The organism is Pseudomonas sp. A-B-19, assembly GCF_019947515.1.
Taxonomy (GTDB): domain Bacteria; phylum Pseudomonadota; class Gammaproteobacteria; order Pseudomonadales; family Pseudomonadaceae; genus Aquipseudomonas.
This window is the reverse complement of record NZ_JAGYGN010000003.1, coordinates 64,314-84,041: the sequence shown is the minus strand read 5'-3', so window position 1 is coordinate 84,041 and position 19,728 is coordinate 64,314. Positions and strand designations below refer to the sequence as shown.

The 19,728-nt window shown below is 60.9% G+C and carries 19 protein-coding genes and 1 pseudogene; 15 read left to right on the top strand and 5 right to left on the bottom strand.

The features are described 5' to 3' along the window. Positions 1-2: 2 nt before the first annotated feature. Positions 3-1,397, bottom strand: a complete 1,395-nt coding sequence (gene argH, locus KGA81_RS04215) for an argininosuccinate lyase (protein WP_223544701.1) — start codon at positions 1,395-1,397, stop codon at positions 3-5. 341 nt (positions 1,398-1,738) lie between these two features. Here argH and KGA81_RS30170 point away from each other — a divergent pair. From KGA81_RS30170 to rsd, 8 genes and pseudogenes are all read left to right on the top strand, one after another. Continuing rightward, a pseudogene (locus KGA81_RS30170) lies at positions 1,739-1,861 on the top strand (sensor histidine kinase); the annotation flags it as partial. Continuing rightward, entirely contained in the window at positions 1,858-2,604 is a 747-nt protein-coding gene (locus KGA81_RS04210) for a LytR/AlgR family response regulator transcription factor (RefSeq protein WP_108217198.1), read from the top strand. The pseudogene KGA81_RS30170 and the gene KGA81_RS04210, both read left to right, overlap by 4 nt. Before the next feature lie 138 nt (positions 2,605-2,742). Beyond that, entirely contained in the window at positions 2,743-3,684 is a 942-nt protein-coding gene (hemC, locus tag KGA81_RS04205; protein ID WP_223544700.1) for a hydroxymethylbilane synthase, read from the top strand. Continuing rightward, positions 3,681-4,448, top strand: a complete 768-nt coding sequence (locus tag KGA81_RS04200) for a uroporphyrinogen-III synthase (RefSeq protein WP_223544699.1) — start codon at positions 3,681-3,683, stop codon at positions 4,446-4,448. The genes hemC and KGA81_RS04200 overlap by 4 nt, the downstream gene beginning before the upstream one ends. Before the next feature lie 16 nt (positions 4,449-4,464). Further along, on the top strand, positions 4,465-5,628 hold the full coding sequence (locus KGA81_RS04195) for a uroporphyrinogen-III C-methyltransferase (RefSeq protein ID WP_223544698.1): 1,164 nt from the start codon (positions 4,465-4,467) through the stop codon (positions 5,626-5,628). Further along, complete coding sequence (locus KGA81_RS04190; protein ID WP_223544697.1) at positions 5,625-6,863, top strand: heme biosynthesis protein HemY; 1,239 nt, start codon at positions 5,625-5,627, stop codon at positions 6,861-6,863. The genes KGA81_RS04195 and KGA81_RS04190 overlap by 4 nt, the downstream gene beginning before the upstream one ends. Positions 6,864-7,126: 263 nt before the next feature. After that, complete coding sequence (locus tag KGA81_RS04185; protein WP_223544696.1) at positions 7,127-7,678, top strand: disulfide bond formation protein B; 552 nt, start codon at positions 7,127-7,129, stop codon at positions 7,676-7,678. A 178-nt stretch (positions 7,679-7,856) separates the two neighbouring features. After that, a complete protein-coding gene (rsd, locus tag KGA81_RS04180; protein WP_223544695.1) occupies positions 7,857-8,315 on the top strand; it encodes a sigma D regulator in 459 nt (152 codons plus the stop codon). Between the two features lie 60 nt (positions 8,316-8,375). On the opposite strand, the gene KGA81_RS04175 is transcribed toward rsd, so the two are convergent. Then, entirely contained in the window at positions 8,376-9,041 is a 666-nt protein-coding gene (locus tag KGA81_RS04175) for an FKBP-type peptidyl-prolyl cis-trans isomerase (protein ID WP_223544694.1), read from the bottom strand. 192 nt (positions 9,042-9,233) lie between these two features. On the opposite strand from KGA81_RS04175, the gene KGA81_RS04170 reads away from it, so the two are divergent. Then, positions 9,234-10,313 carry an AlgP family protein gene (locus KGA81_RS04170; RefSeq protein WP_223544693.1) on the top strand — a complete coding sequence of 360 codons (1,080 nt, stop codon included), beginning with the start codon at positions 9,234-9,236 and terminating at the stop codon, positions 10,311-10,313. On the opposite strand, the gene KGA81_RS04165 is transcribed toward KGA81_RS04170, so the two are convergent. Beyond that, positions 10,310-10,774, bottom strand: a complete 465-nt coding sequence (locus KGA81_RS04165; protein ID WP_223544692.1) for a TIGR02444 family protein — start codon at positions 10,772-10,774, stop codon at positions 10,310-10,312. The two genes, KGA81_RS04170 and KGA81_RS04165, sit on opposite strands and share 4 nt — an antisense overlap. A 50-nt stretch (positions 10,775-10,824) precedes the next feature. Between KGA81_RS04165 and KGA81_RS04160 the strand changes: the two genes are divergently transcribed. The 5 genes from KGA81_RS04160 to KGA81_RS04140 all read left to right on the top strand — a co-directional run bounded on the left by KGA81_RS04160 (position 10,825) and on the right by KGA81_RS04140 (position 16,786). Continuing rightward, positions 10,825-12,735 carry an ATP-binding cassette domain-containing protein gene (locus KGA81_RS04160; RefSeq protein WP_223544691.1) on the top strand — a complete coding sequence of 637 codons (1,911 nt, stop codon included), beginning with the start codon at positions 10,825-10,827 and terminating at the stop codon, positions 12,733-12,735. Further along, a complete protein-coding gene (locus KGA81_RS04155; RefSeq protein ID WP_223544690.1) occupies positions 12,735-13,316 on the top strand; it encodes a mechanosensitive ion channel family protein in 582 nt (193 codons plus the stop codon). Before KGA81_RS04160 ends, KGA81_RS04155 begins: the two co-directional genes overlap by 1 nt. A gap of 197 nt (positions 13,317-13,513) precedes the next feature. Beyond that, positions 13,514-14,146, top strand: a complete 633-nt coding sequence (rhtB, locus tag KGA81_RS04150; RefSeq protein ID WP_223544689.1) for a homoserine/homoserine lactone efflux protein — start codon at positions 13,514-13,516, stop codon at positions 14,144-14,146. A 162-nt stretch (positions 14,147-14,308) separates the two neighbouring features. Further along, positions 14,309-16,207 (top strand): cytochrome c/FTR1 family iron permease, encoded by a 1,899-nt coding sequence (locus KGA81_RS04145; RefSeq protein ID WP_223544688.1) that lies wholly within the window; start codon positions 14,309-14,311, stop codon positions 16,205-16,207. Positions 16,208-16,330: 123 nt separating this feature from the next. Then, entirely contained in the window at positions 16,331-16,786 is a 456-nt protein-coding gene (locus KGA81_RS04140) for a YaiI/YqxD family protein (RefSeq protein WP_008048660.1), read from the top strand. 119 nt (positions 16,787-16,905) lie between these two features. On the opposite strand, the gene elbB is transcribed toward KGA81_RS04140, so the two are convergent. After that, positions 16,906-17,574, bottom strand: a complete 669-nt coding sequence (elbB, locus tag KGA81_RS04135; protein ID WP_108217183.1) for an isoprenoid biosynthesis glyoxalase ElbB — start codon at positions 17,572-17,574, stop codon at positions 16,906-16,908. Positions 17,575-17,689: 115 nt separating this feature from the next. Between elbB and KGA81_RS04130 the strand changes: the two genes are divergently transcribed. Then, on the top strand, positions 17,690-18,925 hold the full coding sequence (locus tag KGA81_RS04130) for a sterol desaturase family protein (protein ID WP_223544687.1): 1,236 nt from the start codon (positions 17,690-17,692) through the stop codon (positions 18,923-18,925). On the opposite strand, the gene KGA81_RS04125 is transcribed toward KGA81_RS04130, so the two are convergent. Beyond that, the gene (locus tag KGA81_RS04125) at positions 18,906-19,541 is read right to left on the bottom strand and encodes a DedA family protein (RefSeq protein WP_223544686.1); all 636 of its coding nucleotides are present in this window, start codon (positions 19,539-19,541) and stop codon (positions 18,906-18,908) included. The two genes, KGA81_RS04130 and KGA81_RS04125, sit on opposite strands and share 20 nt — an antisense overlap. Between the last annotated feature and the right edge of the window lie 187 nt (positions 19,542-19,728).

The window sequence follows — 19,728 nt, the reverse complement described above, 5'->3', positions numbered from 1 at the left end:
TTTTAGCGGCTGGCGAGCAACGCCTGACCACGAGTCACGGCAGCCTGCACCTGCGCCGGCGCAGTACCGCCGATGTGGTTACGGGCATTGACCGAGCCTTCGAGGGTCAGCACGGCGAACACGTCCTGATCGATCTGGTCGCTGAACTTGCGCAGCTCTTCCAGGCTCATTTCCGCCAGGTCCTTGCCGCTGTCCACACCGTACTTCACGGCATGACCGACAATTTCGTGGCAGTCACGGAATGGCAGGCCGCGACGCACCAGGTAGTCGGCCAGGTCGGTGGCGGTGGAGAACCCGCGCAGCGCCGCTTCGCGCATCATCGCGTGCTTGGGCTTGATCGCCGGAACCATGTCGGCAAAGGCCCGCAGCGAGTCGCGCAGGGTGTCGGCGGCGTCGAACAGTGGTTCCTTGTCTTCCTGGTTGTCCTTGTTGTAGGCCAGAGGCTGGCCTTTCATCAGGGTCAGCAGGCCCATCAGCGCACCGAATACGCGACCGGTCTTGCCACGCACCAGCTCCGGAACGTCCGGGTTTTTCTTTTGCGGCATGATCGAGCTGCCGGTGCAGAAACGGTCGGGCAGATCGATGAACTGGAACTGCGCGCTGGTCCACAGCACCAGCTCTTCGGAGAAGCGCGACAGGTGCATCATCGCGATGCTGGCGGCCGAGCAGAATTCGATGGCGAAATCGCGATCGGAGACGTTATCCAGCGAATTGCCGCCAACCGCGTCGAAACCCAGCAGTTGGGCGGTGTATTCACGATCGATCGGGTAGGTGGTGCCGGCCAGTGCGGCGCTGCCCAGCGGCATGCGGTTGGTGCGCTTGCGGCAGTCGACCAGGCGTTCGTAGTCGCGGCTGAGCATTTCGAACCAGGCCAGCATGTGGTGCCCGAACGTCACTGGCTGTGCAGTCTGCAGGTGGGTGAACCCCGGCATGATACTGGCCGCTTCGCGCTCGGCCTGCTCCAGCAGGCCTTTTTGCAGGCGGGTGATTTCAGCCAGGATCAGGTCGATCTCGTCACGCAGCCACAGACGGATGTCGGTGGCGACCTGATCGTTACGGCTGCGGCCGGTGTGCAGTTTTTTACCGGTCACGCCAATGCGGTCGGTCAGCCGCGCCTCGATGTTCATGTGGACGTCTTCGAGGTCGATGCGCCAGTCGAACTGGCCGGCCTCGATTTCACCCTGGATGGTCTTCAGGCCATCGATGATGCTGTCGCGCTCGGCATCGGTCAGCACGCCGACCTTGGCCAGCATGGTGGCGTGGGCAATCGAGCCCATGATGTCGTGGCGATACAGGCGCTGGTCGAAGGTGACGGAGGCGGTGAAGCGGGCGACGAAGGCGTCGACGGGTTCACTGAAGCGGCCGCCCCAGGACTGATTGGTCTTGTCAGTGCTCATGAATTCGCTCGTATCGGCTTGAAGTAAGAAGGCGTGGAACGCTGGCGCGGATAATAACAGGGTTGCCAATCCTGTCGCTGACACTGGTCGACAGGTTTTTTTGGGGGGGCGAGTCCAGGCTTGGGCAAGCTCCGTACATTTTTGCGGAACGATATTTTCCAATTGAGCTGTATCGTCCCGGCAACCGTCTACAGTTGGACAGTAGGATCAGCGCACTTTTCGTTGCAGCCGCTGATTATAAAAGCAGAGGGGTATTCAGATTGCGTAACAGAAAACCCTGTGGCGATGTGCCGCCGATGCGGGCCTGGGCCGCCAATCGCCCGGCAAATGAAAATTTAGCCGCCGGACCAACGGCACTTTTTGACGCTCGCGCTAGTCTTAGCGTGGATCGCGGTGACGGACGTCACTTCACCTGTCTACGCTATCCTTGTGCGAGACTCACGCAGGAATCCAGCGCAATATGAATGTCCTGATCGTTGATGACGAACCCTTGGCCCGCGAGCGCCTGAGCCGAATGGTTGGCGAACTCGAGGGGTACAGTGTCATGGAGCCTAGTGCCACGAATGGCGAAGAGGCGTTGGCGCTGATCGACAGCCATAAACCGGATATCGTGCTGCTTGATATCCGCATGCCCGGCCTCGATGGCCTGCAAGTGGCTGCGCGATTGTGCGAACGTGAAACCCCTCCCGCCGTAGTGTTCTGCGCCGGGCCCGATGAATTTACCGTGGAAGCCTTACAGGCCAGCGCCGTAGGCTATCTGGTGAAACCTGTGAGAACTGAACAATTACATGACGCATTAAAAAGAGCCGAGCGCCCCAATCGTTCCCAGCTCGCCGCCCTGACCCGTCCTGCTGCCGAAAGCGGCAGCGGCCCGCGTAGCCATATCAGCGCCCGGACCCGTAAAGGGATTGAGCTGATTCCGCTGGATCAGGTGGTGTACTTCATAGCCGACCACAAATACGTGACCTTGCGCCACGAAGGCGGCGAAGTGCTGCTCGATGAGCCGCTCAAGGCCCTCGAGGACGAATTCGGTGACCGCTTCGTGCGTATACATCGCAATGCACTGGTCGCCCGCGAGCGTATCGAGCGACTGCAGCGCACCCCCTTGGGACATTTTCAGCTGTTTCTCAAAGGTCTCAACGGTGATGCGCTGATCGTCAGCCGGCGCCATGTGGCCGGCGTGCGCAAAATGATGCAACAGCTTTAAACAGCTGTTCGAAGGCGAACTTCACACCCGATTGCCGGACATCCGGGGCCAGGGAGGCCGAGTAGTATCTGATACAAGTCAAAGTGAATTTGGCTGAGATGTTATTATCCGCCGTATCTATTCAGTACGGATTGATCCATGTCCTCTCGTCAGATCCGCATCGCCACCCGCAAAAGCGCTCTTGCCCTGTGGCAGGCCGAATACGTCAAAGCCCGTCTTGAAGTGGCGCATCCGGGCCTGCTGGTCACCCTCGTCCCCATGGTCAGCCGTGGTGACAAGCTGCTTGACTCACCGCTGTCGAAAATCGGTGGCAAGGGCCTGTTCGTCAAGGAGCTCGAAACCGCGCTGCTGGACAATGAAGCCGACATCGCCGTGCACTCCATGAAGGACGTGCCGATGGACTTCCCTGAAGGCCTTGGCCTGTTCTGCATCTGCGAGCGGGAAGACCCGCGCGATGCGTTCGTTTCCAACACCTATGCCAGCCTCGATGAGTTGCCCCGCGGCAGCATCGTCGGTACCTCCAGCCTGCGCCGCCAGGCGCAATTGCTGACCCGTCGCCCGGACCTGGAAATCCGCTTCCTGCGCGGCAACGTCAATACGCGCCTGGCCAAGCTCGATGCCGGCGAATACGACGCCATCATCCTTGCCTCTGCCGGCCTGATCCGCCTGGGATTTGAAGATCGCATCACCTCGGCCATCAGTGTCGACGACAGCCTTCCAGCCGGTGGTCAGGGCGCGGTGGGTATCGAATGCCGCAGCGCCGACCGTGAAATCCATGCTCTGCTGGCGCCGCTGCATCATCAGGACACCGCCACCCGCGTGACCGCCGAACGTTCTCTCAACAAGCACCTCAATGGTGGCTGCCAGGTGCCGATTGCCTGCTACGCCGTGCTGGAAGGTGAGCAGGTGTGGTTGCGCGGGCTGGTGGGCGATCCAAAGGGTGGTCTGCTGCTCAGCGCAGAGGCCCGTGCTCCTCGCGGCGATGCTGAAGCGCTGGGTGTGCGAGTCGCCGAAGACCTTCTCAGCCAAGGGGCCGACGCCATTCTCAAAGCGGTCTATGGCGAGGCTGGTCACGAGTGATCGGCTGGCGCTTGCTGCTGACGCGTCCCGCCGATGAGTCGGCGGCGCTGAGCAGTCTTTTGGCTGAGCAGGGGATATTCAGTAACAGTCTGCCGCTTTTGGACATCATGCCGATTGCGGTCACTGACACAATGCGCCAGGTGATTCTGGCACTGGATCAGTTCTGCGCGGTCATTGTGATCAGCAAGCCAGCCGCCCGGATCGGCGTCGATCTGCTCCAGCGGTATTGGCCAGCGCCGCCCGGTGTGAAGTGGTTCAGCGTCGGCGCGGCGACTGCGCAGATCCTCGAGGATCACGGATTGGACGTGAGCTTCCCGGCAGAAGGCGATGACAGTGAAGCCTTGCTCGAATTATCCCGACTACGCGAGGCTATCGCACATCCCGATGCGCGAGTGTTGATCCTGCGCGGGGAGGGCGGGCGCGAGTTGCTGGCGGAGCGTTTGCGTGAGCTTGGTGCTAGTGTCGAGTATCTTGAACTGTACCGCCGGGCATTGCCGATTTACCCGCCGACAGAGCTGCCGGAGCGGATCCGGGCGGAACGCCTGAACGGGCTGGTGGTCAGCAGTGGACAAGGTTTTGAGCACCTGCATCAATTGGCCGGCAACGCCTGGCCGCAGTTGGCGCAGTTGCCGTTGTTTGTACCAAGCTCCAGGGTTGCCGAGCTGGCGCGTGCCGCCGGGGCCAAAACAGTTGTGGATTGTCGCGGTGCGAGTGCCGCGGCCTTGCTGACGGCGTTACGGGAGCATCCCGTACCCGTTTTATAATGCAAAGGATGGATACGTGAGCGAAACAGCCTTGCCTAAAGACGACTCGCGACGGGTGCTCGATGCACCTGTTGATGCTCCTGTTGATGAAATGCCGCCGCCGCCACCTGCTGTCGGGCAGCGTCGGGGCAATGGTCTGGCAATCATTGCGCTGCTGTTGGGTGCGGCCGGTGTCGCGGTGGGCGGTTGGGGTGTCTGGCAGGTACATCACCTGCAAGCCATTAATCAACAGCAACTGAGCCAGATGCAGGCGTTGAATGACCAGGCGCAAAACCTCAAGCTCAATGAGGAGCGCCTGAGCGCACGCCTGGCGCAATTGCCTCCCGCCGATGAACTGGAAGCACGTAGCCGTCTGGTCATTCAGCTGCAAGGTGATCAGCAGCGGTTGAACCAACGGCTGGAAACCGTTCTCGGTGCCAGCCGCAAGGACTGGCGTCTGGCCGAGGCCGAGCACCTGCTGCGTCTGGCCAGCCTGCGACTGTCCGCCTTGCAGGACATCAGCAGTGCCCAGGCGCTGGTCCAGGGTGCCGACGAGATCCTGCGCGAGCAAAACGACCCGGGTTCCTTTGCTGCTCGCGAGCAGGTGGCCAAGACCCTGATCGCCTTGCGCAGTACCGAACAACCGGATCGCACCGGGCTGTTCCTGCGTCTGGGCGCGCTGCGTGATCAAGTGGCCAGCCTCACCGAGTTGGCACCGGAGTACAAGGACCGTGGGGATTCGTTGCTGGGCCTGACCGCCGATGGCGACGGTGCCAGTCGCTGGGCGCAATGGTGGGATCAGATTTCGCGCTACATCCGTATCGATTTCAATGCCGACAAAAACGTTCGTCCATTGCTGGCCGGCCAGAGCCTGAGTCAGGTGCGCCTGGCCCTGAGCCTGGCGCTGGAGCAAGCGCAGTGGGCCGCACTCAATGGCCAGGCGGCGGTTTACTCCCAAGTGCTGGACGAAGCGCGGGACATCCTCAAGGGCAACTTCAACCCGGACAACGCACAAAGCAAAGTGATGCTTGAGCAGGTGGCCGAGTTGAGGACGCAACCCGTCACCGTCGTCACTCCAGACATGACCGGCACCTTGAGCGCAGTGCAGGGGTACCTCGAGCGGCGCAACGTCAACGCCGAGGATTCGGTCAAGCCACTGACCAGGCCTGCCGCGAACGCTACGCCGGAGGCCACGCCATGAGACGCCTCTATGTGATCGTGTTCCTCGTGATCGCCGCTGCCGCTGCGCTGGGGCTGGCGATTGCCGAACATTCCGGTTACGTGCTGATTGCCTACAAGACCTTTCGCTATGAGTCGAGCCTGTGGGCTACCTTGGCGCTGGTGGCTGTGCTCTGGCTGGTGATCTGGGGCATCAAGTCGCTGGTCGAGCTGGTGATGGCCTCCAGTGGCGTGGTCAATCCCTGGTCGCGGCGCAACCGCAGCCGTCGGTTGCAGGTGGCGATCGAACACGGTCAGTTGGACCTGGCCGAGGGCCGCTGGGCCAGCGCGCAACGGCACTTGCATCGGGTTGCCGAAGCCGAGCGCCAGCCGCTGCTTTATTACCTCGGCGCTGCCCGTGCCGCGAACGAACTCGGCAATTACGAAGAAAGCGACAACCTGCTGGAGCGCGCGCTGGAGCGTCAGCCTCAGGCCGAGTTGGCTATCGCCTTGAGCCACGCTCAGTTGCAGACCGATCGCGGTGATACCGAAGGTGCCCTCGCTACCTTGCAAGCCATGCGTGAACGCCATCCTCATAACGCACAGACCCTGCGGCAGTTGCAGCGCTTGCTCGAGCAGCGCGGTGACTGGTCGGCAGTGATTCGCCTGCTGCCGGAGCTGCGCAAAGACAAAGTCCTGCCGGCGGCCGAGCTCGCCGAGCTGGAGCGTCGGGCTTGGGGGGCGAACCTGATTCTGGCAGCGCAACGGGAAGAAGACGGAACGGTGGGGCTGCAATCGCTTGAACGTGCCTGGCAACAACTGACCTCGGCACAGCGTCAGGAGCCGCAACTGGTGCTCGCGTATGCCGAGCAACTGCGGCAATTGGGGGCTCAGGTCGAGGCCGAAGAAGTGTTGCGTACTGCTCTCAAGCGCAACTACGACAGTCATCTGGCACGACTCTACGGACTGGTTCGCGGCAATGATCCGGCCCGCCAGTTGCAGGCCGCCGAAGGCTGGCTCAAGGACCATCCGGCCGATCCGGGCCTGCTGCTGACACTGGGTCGTCTATGCCTGCAAAACAGTTTGTGGGGCAAGGCCCGGGACTATCTGGAAAGCAGCCTGCGTGTACAACGCAATCCGGAAGCCTGTGCGGAACTGGCGCGCTTGCTGGCACAAATGGGCGATACCGAGCGCAGTAACCAGCTGTTTCAGGAAGGCCTGGGGTTATTGGATGAACGCTTGCTTGCGGCCCCTCTGCCAGTGCCAGTCCGCGCTTGATCTGTTCGCTGGCGCCGGGTTCCGGCGTCTGAGCGATGACCTGCGGCGAAGGAGCGATCGCCCTCGCCGCAGTACGATGATGAGTTAAAACTCAGTTGCCGCATCTTGTCGAAGGCAAAGTCCTACAGAGGACTACATTTTATCCTCTCGCTTGCGTCGGGATTTCCCTACACCTGTGCTGAAGTCTCTGTGGGCACTTGCCTTGTAAGGCCGTCGCGCTTTCCTCTACCGTAATGGCCTGTCACTACTTTTACGGAAAAGCCATGTCTTTGGCCTGCTCACGCTCCTTGTTTTTCATGGCTTTCATTGCGGGCGCCCTGGCGATGGGCGTTTCCTACTACCTGGAATATTCAGTCGGCCTGCGACCTTGTGGATTGTGTCTGTTGCAACGGTTTTGCATGGCGCTCTTTGCCGGTGTCTGCCTGTTGGCTTCGGTCCATGGCCCCGGTCGCATCGGAAACGTTCTGTATTGGCTGCTCAGTCTTTGTTGCAGCCTCGCGGGCACTGTCACGGCGTGGCGACAGGTCCTGCTGCAAAGCCTTCCGACGGAACAGGCAGCGGGGTGCTCGACCCATCTGGCGGACCTGCTGACCAGTTCCCCGTGGCTATCCGTCGTACAGCAAATGTTCAAGGGCGCTGCCGATTGTGTGGAAATTTCCTGGACGCTGTTCGATCTGAGTCTCACCGAGTGGAGCCTGTTGTTCTTCGTCGCGATGATGATTCTGGCCGTTTACCAGTCGTTGCGACTGGTCTGGACCCGCTATCAGCGACCACTTGGCGGCGAGTCGTCGCACCGGGCCTTTGCGGGCGATTAAACACTTGTATGAACTTTATCTCCTGCGTACCTTGAAGCCAGTGTCGTGCGGGCATAATCTGGCCCGCATGTGTCATTGGAATTATGTTGCTCGATGACGCTCTGCCTGAAATCGCCCCCGACGTAACAAGAGGGCGACGGGCATTGAGCAGCTGACCCACAAGGGAAGAGAGATCACCATGCTCGAAAGTTGTCAGAATGCTCAGGAACGCTGGGGTGGAGTGCACCTGCTGATCGATCGCTGGTTGCAGGAGCGACACGAACTGATCGGGGCCTATGACGCTCTCGGCGCAAAGCCTGAGGCGCTGGGTGAGAACCGCAAGCCTTTGCAGGAATTCTGCGGCGTACTGGTCGATTATGTATCGGCCGGGCATTTCGAGATCTACGAGCAATTGACGGGGGAGGCCAAGGCCTTCAACGACAAGCGTGGCCTGGAGCTCGCCGAGACCATCTACCCGCGCATCGATGTCATCACTGAAAAGCTGCTTGCGTTCAATGACCTTTGCGACGAAGGCAAATGCGTTGCAGAGAAGTTCAAGGAGCTGGGTGGCCTGTTGCATGAACGCTTCGAGCTGGAGGACTGCCTGATCGAAGTGCTGCATACCGCTCACAAGGTAACCGATCCGGTTCAGGCCTGAAGCACTTCCTGCAAGACCCCGAAACGGCGTGCCAATGCACGCCGTTTTTCATTTCCGCTGTCAGTTGGTTGCGCCACGCAATTCAACCTCGAACACCAATGGGGTGAACGGTGCGATCACGTCGCCGGCACCGTCGGCGCCATAGGCTTGGGCCGACGGGATCACCAGTCGCCATTTCGCTCCGACCGGCATGTTTTGCAATGCGCTGCGCCATCCGGCGATCACGCTGTCGAGACTGAACCATTGTGGCTGGCTGTTCTGATCGAACACCGTGCCATCGGGCAAGCGACCGATGTACAGCACCTGCACTTTGCCGTTCGGTCCGGCCTTGGCGCCAGTGCCTGGCGTCAACTCCTTCAGCAGCACGCCATCAGCCAGTTCGCGCATGCCGGGCTTGGCTTTTTCTGTGGCGAGAAAACGCTGTTCCTTTTCCAGCGCCATTTCGCTTTGCGGCTCGGCTGACTGCATGGCGATCCGGGCTTCATGCTCGGTCAATATCTGCTGGATCTGCTCGTCCTTCAGCGCCAGCGGTTTGCCCTGATAGGCCTGCTGCAATCCATCGACCAGTGCCTGGAGTTGCAGGTCGGGAGCCTCCTGGCGCAAGCGTTCGCCAAGGCTCGCGCCCAGGCTGTAAGCGAGATCGTGGGCTTCATTTTCCTGTGTCGTTGCGGCGGCTTGGGCCACCGAAAAAAACACGCACAGCGATAAAAAAAGGTAGCGCGACATGGGCACTCTCCGACCTGAATTGCGGGCGATTATGCCAGTGAGAATGCGCGCAACGCTGAACTGCTTTTGCGTCGACGCAGAAGTTTTTCGATCCTTTGCAACGCACGGCTTTCGATAGTGTCAACATGCCCTAGCGGCGGTTGCTGCAGAGGTCTAGTATGAGCCGCACTCACTTCAGCCAGGAGGTAAACCATGTCGGCCAACAAGAAGCCAGTAAACACTCCATTGCACCTGCTCCAACAACTCTCGAGAAGCTTGCTCGAGCATCTGGAAACCGCTTGTTCCGAAGCCTTGGCTGATGCTGAAAAACTGCTCGCCAAACTGGAAAAGCAGCGTGGAAAAGCGCAAGAAAAACTGCACAAATCCCGCACCAAATTGCAGGACGCTGCGACGGCTGGAAAAGCCAAGGCACAAGCCAAGGCCAAGGACGCAGTGGCCGAACTTGAAGAGCTGCTCGATGCCCTCAAGAATCGTCAATCGGAAACCCGCAGCTACATTCTGCAACTCAAGCGCGATGCTCAGGAAAGCCTGAAACTGGCCCAGGGCGTCGGTCGTGTACAAGAGGCTGTCGTCAAGGCGTTGTCCCTGCGCGCAGCCAAACCTGCTGCGGCACCTGCGAAGAAAGCCGCTGCCAAACCGGCTGCTGCAAAAGCACCGGCCAAGCCTGCTGCTGCAAGACCGGCAGCTGCCAAACCAGTAGCGAAAACTGCCGCAGCCAAACCTGCTGCAAAACCCGCTGCGAGAAAACCGGCTGCTGCCAGCGCCGCAAAACCTGCGGCTAAAACCACGGCTGCCAAACCAGCCGCTGCACGACCTGCCGCTGCAAAAGCCGCTGCTGCCAAACCAGCTGCGGCTAGAACCGCCGCCGCTAAACCGGCTGCCCGGACCGCCGCGGCGAAACCTGCTGCCAAGCCGGCTGCAAAACCTGTCGCTGCAAAAGCAGCAGCCAAGCCAGCGGCAAAACCTGCGGTAAAAGCGGCTGCCAAACCTGCGGTTAAACCAGCTGCAAAACCAGCTGCAGCGAAACCAGCGGCCGCAGCCAAGCCAGTTGCTGCCAAACCGGCTGCTGCAAAACCCGCTGCAAAACCAGCGACCAAGCCTGCAGCGAAAAAGCCGGTTGCCGCCAAGCCAGCCACCGCATCGGTTGCCAAGCCAGTCGCTCCGGCTGCGCCAGCAGCACCTGCTCCGGCAGCCACTACCTCGACAGTCGCGCCAGCACCTACACCTGCCGCAACTTCGAGTGCTGTAACTACCCCGGCCAGCGCTTCCTAAGTGCCGGTTACCGCGACGCGCAGCTGATGCAGCGCGTCGCGGTGCAGGTGGGCGGCCTCCGCCGTCGCACCTTCCAGCCAGGCCGATAGATCGGTCTCGGCACCTTGCGGCCAACTCTGCGCCGCTCTCTCCAGCCGCAACAACAGATGCCGTTCGGCTTCCAGCTCCAGTGCCTTCACTTGTTCACGCAGCGTATGCAAGTCAGCGTCTTCCGTGGCCGCGGTTTTCCATTGTGTACGCAAGGCCCGTAGCGGCCGCACGACATCGGTGTCCCACGAGACGGCCACGCTGCGCAGTTGCTGCAAGCGCTGTTCATCGCAGGCCACACCTCGCTGTCCCAGCCACGCACCACACAGCAACAGGCACACATTGACCCCCGCCGACTGCAATTGCAGGCATGCCTGCTCAACGCCAGGGCGGGTGTAAATGGTCAGGGAAAAGCTCCACAGGTCAGAGGACATAGTGCTACTCGCGCCAGTTGCGAGCGAAGCTGGTAGACTCCGCCGCCATTATGATTCGACTTCAGAACCTGACTTTACAGCGTGGCCCGCAACGTCTGCTAGAAGACGCCGAGCTGACCCTGCACGCCGGCCAGAAAGCCGGCCTCATCGGTGCCAACGGCGCCGGCAAATCGAGCCTGTTCGCCTTGCTTCGGGGCGAGCTGCACCCAGACTCGGGTGATTGCTTCCTGCCGGCCGACTGGCGTATCGCCCACATGCGCCAGGAGGTCGACACCCTCGAACGCCTGGCGGTCGACTACGTGCTCGATGGCGACCTGCGCCTGCGCCAGGTGCAACGCGACCTGGCGGCAGCCGAAGCGGCCCATGACGGTGCCGCACAGGCCCGCCTGCACTCCGAACTCGACAGCGCCGACGGTTACACCGCCGACGCCCGGGCGCGCAAGTTGCTGGCCGGTCTCGGGTTCACCAATGAGCAGATGGATCGTCAGGTCGGGGATTTCTCCGGTGGCTGGCGGATGCGTCTGAACCTGGCGCAGGCCTTGATGTGCCCATCGGACCTGCTGCTGCTCGACGAACCGACCAACCACCTGGACCTCGACGCCATCATCTGGCTTGAGGAATGGCTCAAGAGCTATCCGGGCACCTTGATGCTGATTTCCCACGACCGCGACTTCCTCGATGCCGTGGTCGATCACGTGGCCCACGTCGATCAGCGCAAGATCACCCTGTACCGCGGTGGCTACAGCGCCTTCGAGCGCGCCCGTGCCGAACGTCTGGCCCAGCAACAGCAGGCCTACGAGAAGCAGCAAGTACAGCGTGCGCACATGGAAAGCTACATCGCCCGCTTCAAGGCCCAGGCCACCAAGGCCCGTCAGGCCCAGAGCCGGATCAAGGCGCTGGAGCGGATGGAAGAGCTGACTGCTGCCCACGTCGATTCGCCGTTCGACTTCGTCTTCCGTGAATCGCAGAAAATCTCCAGCCCGCTGATCGACTTGTCTGATGCCCGCCTGGGTTACGGCGACAAAGCCGTGCTGGAGAAGGTCAAGCTGCAACTGACGCCGGGTGCGCGAATCGGTCTGCTCGGACCTAACGGCGCGGGTAAATCGACCCTGATCAAGAACCTTGCCGGTGAGCTCTCGCCATTGGCCGGCCGCTTGACCCGTGGCGAGAACACCGTGGTCGGTTACTTCGCCCAGCATCAACTCGATTCTCTGGATTCCAAGGCCAGCCCGTTGCTGCACTTGCAGCGCCTGGCACCGACCGAGCGTGAGCAGACCTTGCGCGACTTTCTCGGCGGTTTCGACTTCCGTGGTGCGCGAATCGACGAGCCGGTACTGAACTTCTCCGGTGGCGAGAAGGCGCGTCTGGCTTTGGCATTGATTGCCTGGGACCGGCCGAACCTGCTGCTGCTCGACGAACCGACCAACCACCTGGACCTGGAAATGCGTCTGGCGCTGACCATGGCGCTGCAGGAATTCAGTGGTGCGGTGCTGGTGGTCTCCCACGACCGGCATTTGCTCAAAAGCACCACCGACAATTTCTATCTGGTGGCGGACGGCAAGGTCGAGGAGTTCGACGGTGACCTGGAGGACTACACCCGTTGGCTGGTGGACTACCGTCAGCGCAATGCACCGGTCAGCAACACCCCAGCCAACCCGGACAAGACCGACAAGAAAGCCCAGCGTCAGGCCGCTGCTGCGTTGCGCCAGCAACTGGCGCCGCACAAGCGTGAAGCTGACAAGCTTGAAACCGAGCTGGGCAAGCTTCACGAAAAGCTGGCGAAAATCGATGCCAGCCTCGGCGACAGTGACATCTACGAACCGGCACGCAAGAACGACTTGCGTGATCTGCTGGCCGAACAGGCCAAGTTGAAGGTGCGTGAGGCGCAACTGGAAGAAGCGTGGATGGAAGCTCTGGAATTGCTGGAAAGCATGCAGGCGGAGCTGGAGGCGCTGTCCTGATGGACGCCTTCAAGCTGCCGTTGCCGGCGGTGTGGGTCGAGCCGATCTGGCTTGGCGTGCAAATCCTGCTGATCCTGTTCGCCGGTTACATCGCCCAGCGCTTTGTTGCCAAATGCCTGACTCGTCTCGGTGAGCGCTACCCGTTTCCGCCGCAGTTGCTGATGCCGCTGCGCGGGGGCCTGCGCTGGCTGATCATGGGCAGTGCGTTGATTTTCGTGCTGGAGCGACTCGGTGTATCGGCCACGGTGCTCTGGACCGCGTTGTCCGGTTTCGTTGCGGTCGCGGCGGTGGCGTTTTTCGCCATGTGGAGCGTGCTGTCGAACCTGCTGTGCGCGATCCTGATCTTTACCGTCGGCCCGTTCCGTATCGGCGACGTGGTCGAGCTGGTGGACACCACCGACAAGCCCGGTGTCAAAGGTCGGGTGGTGGCGATCAACCTGCTTTACACCACATTGATCGAGGCCGAAGAGCTCGGCACCGGCAGTGCGATGGTCCAGGTGCCCAACAGCCTGTTCTTCCAGCGTTCTGTTCGGCGCTGGCGCGGCACGGATGTGTTTCCTTCCAGCGGGTTTGAAAAGTAGTAAGCCAGTTCAAGATTTAAAGATCGCAGCCTTCGGCAGCTCCTACAGGGAAACGCATTCCAATGTAGGAGCTGCCGAAGGCTGCGATCTTTGCTTTTGGCTGTTGGCAATCGCCATCTCCTGTAAAAAATCGGTAGTCATCCAGTCAAAGCCGCATTAGCTTAGACGTCTGTCACGAGTCTGAGTCGAGGTGTGCAATGGAGCTTCAAACATGGCTGGCTTTTTTTGCCGCCTGCTGGGTGATCAGCCTGTCCCCCGGTGCCGGCGCCATTGCGTCGATGTCCAGCGGTCTGCAATACGGATTCTGGCGCGGCTACTGGAACGCCCTGGGTCTGCAATTGGGCCTTGCAGTGCAGATCGCCATTGTCGGCGCGGGTGTGGGCGCGATTCTGACGGCGTCGGCCACAGCCTTCTATGCGATCAAATGGTTCGGCGTAGCGTACCTGGTCTACCTCGCGATCAAGCAATGGCGTGCGCTGCCTAGCGATATGAGCGATGACGCGGCAGTGCGTCAGATCGGCAAGCCGATGGCCCTGGTGTTCCGTGGTTTCCTGGTGAACATCAGTAACCCCAAGGCGCTGGTGTTCATGCTGGCGGTGTTGCCGCAGTTCATCGATCCCCATGCTCCGCTGTTGATTCAGTATCTGGTGATCGGCGTGACCATGATCTGCGTCGACTTGATCGTCATGGCTGGCTACACCGGTCTGGCGTCCAGGGTGCTGCGCCTGTTGCGTACACCGAAACAGCAAAAACGCATGAACCGGACCTTTGCCGGGTTGTTCATCGGGGCGGCCGCGTTCATGGCGACGCTGCGAAAAGCCGCAGTCTGATCCGACGGAAATCCAGGAAGGCGACCCATGAGGTCGCCTTTTTCATTGGGGTATCAGTCACTTGGAGAGCCCGCGATTTCGCAGGAAGCCCCAACAAAGCTTGAGCGAAACCTGTTGGGCGTTAACAATATGTAACTTCGTTTTTCAAACTGAGATTCATTCATGATTGCCCCCTCCCGTTTCCTGGCCTGGCTGTTGCTGCCACTGTTCGCGGCGTGCAGCGTTCAACTGCTGGCCGCCCCTGCCGAAGGTGCGCCGCAGGCGCTGCACTTGCTCGATTACATCGGCGCGGATTACCCGGACACAGTGCAGGCGGGCAGCATCACGGACCAGGCCGGATTTCGCGCGCAGCAAGAATCGCTCAAGACGCTGGGAAGTCTGATTGCAGCCCTGCCGGCCAAGCCGGAAAAAGCCGCGCTGGAGCAAAGCCTGGCTGCGTTGGGAAATTCCATCGACGCCCGTCAGGAGGGTACCGAGGTCACTCGCCAGGCCCGGCAACTGGGGGCGAAGCTGGCTGTGGCCTATGAAGTCAGTCAGGCCCCGGTGATTACGCCGGACCCGGCGCGTGGCGCGCCGCTGTACGCTCAGCATTGCTCGGTCTGCCATGGCGATGCAGGAGCTGGCGACGGCCCGGCAGGTGTCGGCATGACGCCACCGCCATCCAACTTGCGTGATGCCACACGACTGGATCGGTTGAGCCTCTACGCGGTCTACAGCACCTTGGGCCTGGGCGTCGAAGGGACTGACATGCCGACCTTTGCCGATCAACTCGATGATCGTCAGCGTTGGGACCTGGCCACCTATATCGCCAGCTTCAGTGTCGACCCGGCGACGGCCAAGGCTGAAAAGACCTACAACATCGCCGACCTGGCTCGTCAGACCCCGGCCGAAGTACAGGCCGCCGAAGGCCCGCAAGCCGCCGCGACCTTCCGTGCCCAGCGCGCGCAACCGCCACAGGTCAAGCGTGGCCCGGCGCAACTGCTCGACTACACCGCAGCCACGCTGGACAAGAGCATCGCGGCATATCGTGCCGGTGAGCATGATCAGGCCTATGACTTGTCGGTAGCGGCGTATCTGGAAGGCTTCGAGCTGGTTGAGAGCTCGCTGGATAACATTGACGCCAACGTGCGCAAAGACGCTGAGAAGTCCCTGATGGCCTACCGTCAGTCATTGCAGGATGGCCTGCCGATGAGCGAGGTCGAGCAGCGCCTGGACGTGGCCAAGGACAAGTTGAGGGCATCGGCCGGCCTGTTGGGCAACGAGGGTTTGAGCTGGTCGCTGAGTTACATTTCCGGCCTGCTGATTCTACTGCGTGAAGGTCTGGAAGCGATTCTGGTGCTGGCGGCGATCCTGGCTTTCCTGCGCAACACGGGTCAACAGGCGGCGGTGCGCAGCGTCAACGCCGGTTGGGGGCTGGCGTTTGTGGCGGGGCTGGGTACCTGGGCGCTGGCAGCCTATGTGATCGATGTCAGCGGTTCGCAGCGCGAATTGCTGGAAGGCGCGACAGCCTTGTTTGCCAGTGTCATGGTGTTGTGGCTGGGCGTGTGGATGCATGACCGTCGTCACGCGGCGGCCTGGCAGGATTACATCAAGACCAGCCTGGTGGGTGGCGGTGGGCGTTTCGGCTTTGCGACCCTGGCGTTTTTCTCGGTGTATCGCGAACTGTTCGAAGTGATTCTGTTCTACGAAACCCTGTGGTTGCAGGCGGGGCCCGCGGGGCATAACGCGGTGCTGGCCGGTGCGGCCACGGCGCTGGTGCTGCTGGTCGGCCTGGCCTGGGTGATTTTGCGCGGTTCGGCGAAACTGCCGCTGGCGCTGTTCTTCAGCATCAACGCCGGTCTTTTGTGCGCCTTGTCGGTGGTGTTTGCCGGGCATGGCGTCAAAGCGCTGCAAGAGGCCGGGATCTTCGGCACTCGACCGGTGCCGTTCTTTGACTTTGAATGGTTGGGGATCCATGCCGATGCGTATTCGCTGAGTGCCCAGGCTGTGGCGATCATTGCGATTGTCGTGTTGTATGGTCGTAGCCGGGTGGTTGATAGGCAGCGGGTGCAGGTTTCTTAAAGAGCATTCGCTGCGCCCACTTTCGCGGGCAAGCCACGCTCCCACAGGTTTAGCGTTAACCTGTGGGAGCGTGGCTTGCCCCGGGCGGCGTTCCGACGATGCTTTTCAACAGAGGAAAATTCAATGCGTGTGTGGATCGATGCCGATGCCTGTCCGCGGGCAGCCAAGGATCTGGTGGTGAAGTTCGCCCTCAAGCGCCAGTTCGAAGTGGTGCTGGTGGCGGGACAGCCGCAGACCAAACCGGGGCTGGCACTGGTCAAGTTGATCGTGGTGCCGAGCGGTCCGGATGCGGCGGACGATTATCTGGTGGAACACGCGGTGCCCGGTGAGCTGGTGATTTGCAGCGATGTGCCGCTGGCCGATCGTCTGGTGAAGAAGGGCGTGGCGGCGCTCGATCCGCGGGGCAAGGAGTTTGATGCGCAGAACATGGGAGAGCGGCTGGCGGTGCGCAACCTGTTCACCGATTTGCGCGAACAGGGGCAAATGGGTGGGGGGCCAGCGCCGTTCGGCGACCGTGAGAAGCAGGCGTTTGCCAATGCGCTGGACCGGATCCTCACACGGCTGGCCCGCAATTCTTAAGACCAGTGGCGAACCCTGTGGGAGCGAGCTTGCTCGCGATAGCGGCCTTACAGGCAACATCTATGTTGAATGTGCTGGCCCCATCGCGAGCAAGCTCGCTCCCACAGTTTTGAATAGTGTCAGGCGTCGTCTTCGTGGGTCAGTTCCAGTACCCGGTCGACCAGCTTGTTGATCCCCGATGCGGCTTCGCTGATGCTCTGCGCCAGCATGTAAGCCGGTGTGCTCACCAGTTTGCGTGCCTTGTCCTCGACGATGTCACTGACCGCGCAATCGGCATGGGTGGCGCCCATCTTGTTCATCGCGGCAGCGGTGTCGGTGTCATTGCCGATGGTGCAGGTGACGCCTGGGCCGTAGATCTTTGCCGCCAGGGCAGGGGATATACACATCAACCCCACCGGTTTTCCGGCCTCGGCGAAGGCTTCGGTCAGTGCCAGGACATCCGGTTGAACGGTGCAGCCAGCGCCCTCGATGGCGAAATTGGACAGGTTCTTGGCCGAGCCGAAGCCGCCGGGCACGATCAGCGCATCGAACTCATCGACGTTCGCATCACGGATATCCTTGATGTTGCCCCGGGCTATCCGTGCCGACTCCACCAGCACGTTGCGCGATTCAGGCATTTCTTCGCCGGTCAGGTGATTGATCACATGCAACTGCGCAATGTTCGGTGCGAAACACTGCACCTGGGCACCACGCTGGTCCAGGCGCAACAGGGTGATGACGCTCTCGTGGAGCTCGGCGCCGTCGTACACGCCACAACCGGAAAGGATCACTGCAACTTTTTTGCTCATGGGCTTTTCTCCAGATTCATGGCGTTAAATGTCCACTAATTTGTCACTCGTTGCCATAGGGTTAATTCACGGCTACACATAGCATCTGTCCTCAAGATTCCGGTCAGGGCGCGTCATGGACTTCATTCTGTATGCAGTGCCGTTTTTCTTTGTGCTGATCGCCATCGAACTGCTGGCCGACCGTTGGCGCGGGGTCAGTAATTATCGGGTGGCGGACGCGATCAACAGCATCAGCACCGGCGTGCTGTCGACCACCACAGGGCTGCTGACCAAAGGCGTGGGGCTGGTGACCTACGCGTTCGCCCTCAAGTACCTGGCGCTGTTCGAACTGTCGGTCGACAGCGTGTGGGTCTGGGTGTTCGCCTTTGTCTTCTATGACTTGTGCTACTACTGGCTGCATCGCATGGGCCATGAGCGCAATATCCTCTGGGCCGCCCATTCGGTGCATCACCAGAGTGAGGACTACAACCTGTCCACGGCGTTGCGCCAGACCAGTACCGGATTCCTGTTGAGCTGGATCTTCTATCTGCCGATGGCCGTGTTCGGCGTGCCGCTGCTGATGTTCGTCAGCGTCGCGGCGCTGAACCTGCTCTACCAGTTCTGGGTGCACACCCGGCACATTCCCAAGCTTGGCTGGTTCGAATGGTTCTTTGTCACGCCGTCCAATCATCGGGCTCACCACGCACAGAACGCTCTCTACATGGATCGCAACTACGGTGGCGTGTTCATTATCTGGGACCGACTGTTCGGCTCGTTCCAGGAGGAAGACGACAACGAGCCGGTGATCTTCGGTGTGACCACACCGCTGGCGAGCTGGAATCCCGTGTGGGCAAACGTGCAGTTCTACGCGCAGTTGTGGGCAGATGCACGGCGTACCGAAAGTACCCGGGACAAGCTGCGGATCTGGTTTATGCGTACCGGCTGGCGCCCGGCGGACGTGGCGGCCAAATACCCGATGAACAAGCCGGACCTGAGCCAGTTCCGCAAATTCGAGGTGCCGCTGGACGGGCGTCAGCAGCGCTACGTCTTGTTGCAGTTCTGCGTCTACATCGCGCTGGGCAGCTACTTGATGAATCTTGAGCCGAAGCTGCCGGTCACTGCCCTGGTGTTGGGCTGGGGAGCGGTGGCGTTCGGTCTGTTTGTGCTGGGCGTGGCCCTGGAGAATCGCCCGTGGGCGTTGAAGCTGGAGTGGATGCGGCTGGCGTCGAATCTGCCCTTGGTATGGCTGGCCCCGATGGTGGGGTTGTGGCCAGCCAGCGCGGTGGGCTGGGTCGGCCTGCTCAGTTACAGCCTGTTGAGCGGCATCGGTCTCTACTGTTGCAGAAACCGCATTACTCGATTGGCGTCGTAGGGTCTTCGATTTTGGCGCGTTCGGCCTTCATGGCTGCTTGCTCGTCGGCGTAGACCTGCCTGGCCAGGCGGGCATTCTTGAAGCGCCGGCGCAGCCATAGCACGAATCCCAGGACCAGCAGGGCGCCGAGCACCCAGAGTTCGTACTTCTTCACACTGCCGAGCATACCTTCGAGCACGGCGCCGAAATGGTACGCGGCCGCCGCCAATGCGGCGGCCCAGATCGCCGCGCCAATTCCGTTGAGCAGCAGGTAGCGGCCCGGCGGATAACCCGACAACCCGATGGCCACCGGCATGACCGTGCGCAAACCGTAGACGAAGCGGAAGCTCAGCACCCAGATGTCGGGATGCTTGCGAATGTGTTCCAGCGCCCGGTCGCCCATCAATTGCCAGCGCGGTTTGCGCGCCAGCAGCTTGCGACCATGCTTGCGTCCCAGGAAGTACCACAGTTGGTCGCCGGCATAGCTGCCGAAGAAGGCCACGACCACCACCAGATTGATGTCCATGTATCCACGGAACGCGAGGAAACCCGCGAGCACCAGAATGGTTTCGCCTTCGAAGAACGTGCCTAGGAAAAGGGCAAAATAGCCGAAGTCATGCAGAAATTGTTGGAGCATTGTCTGGGTGCTGGCGAAATGAACGCGCAGCCTACCCCTTCGGACACATTCAGGAAAGTGTCCAAATGTGTCTCGACGTGAACATTTCCTACAACGACAATGGAATGCGGCTACCTGTCGCAGCGTGCACATAACTGTCATACGTTCGTCATAATGGCCGCTTATAACTGTCACGCTCGCACGTCTG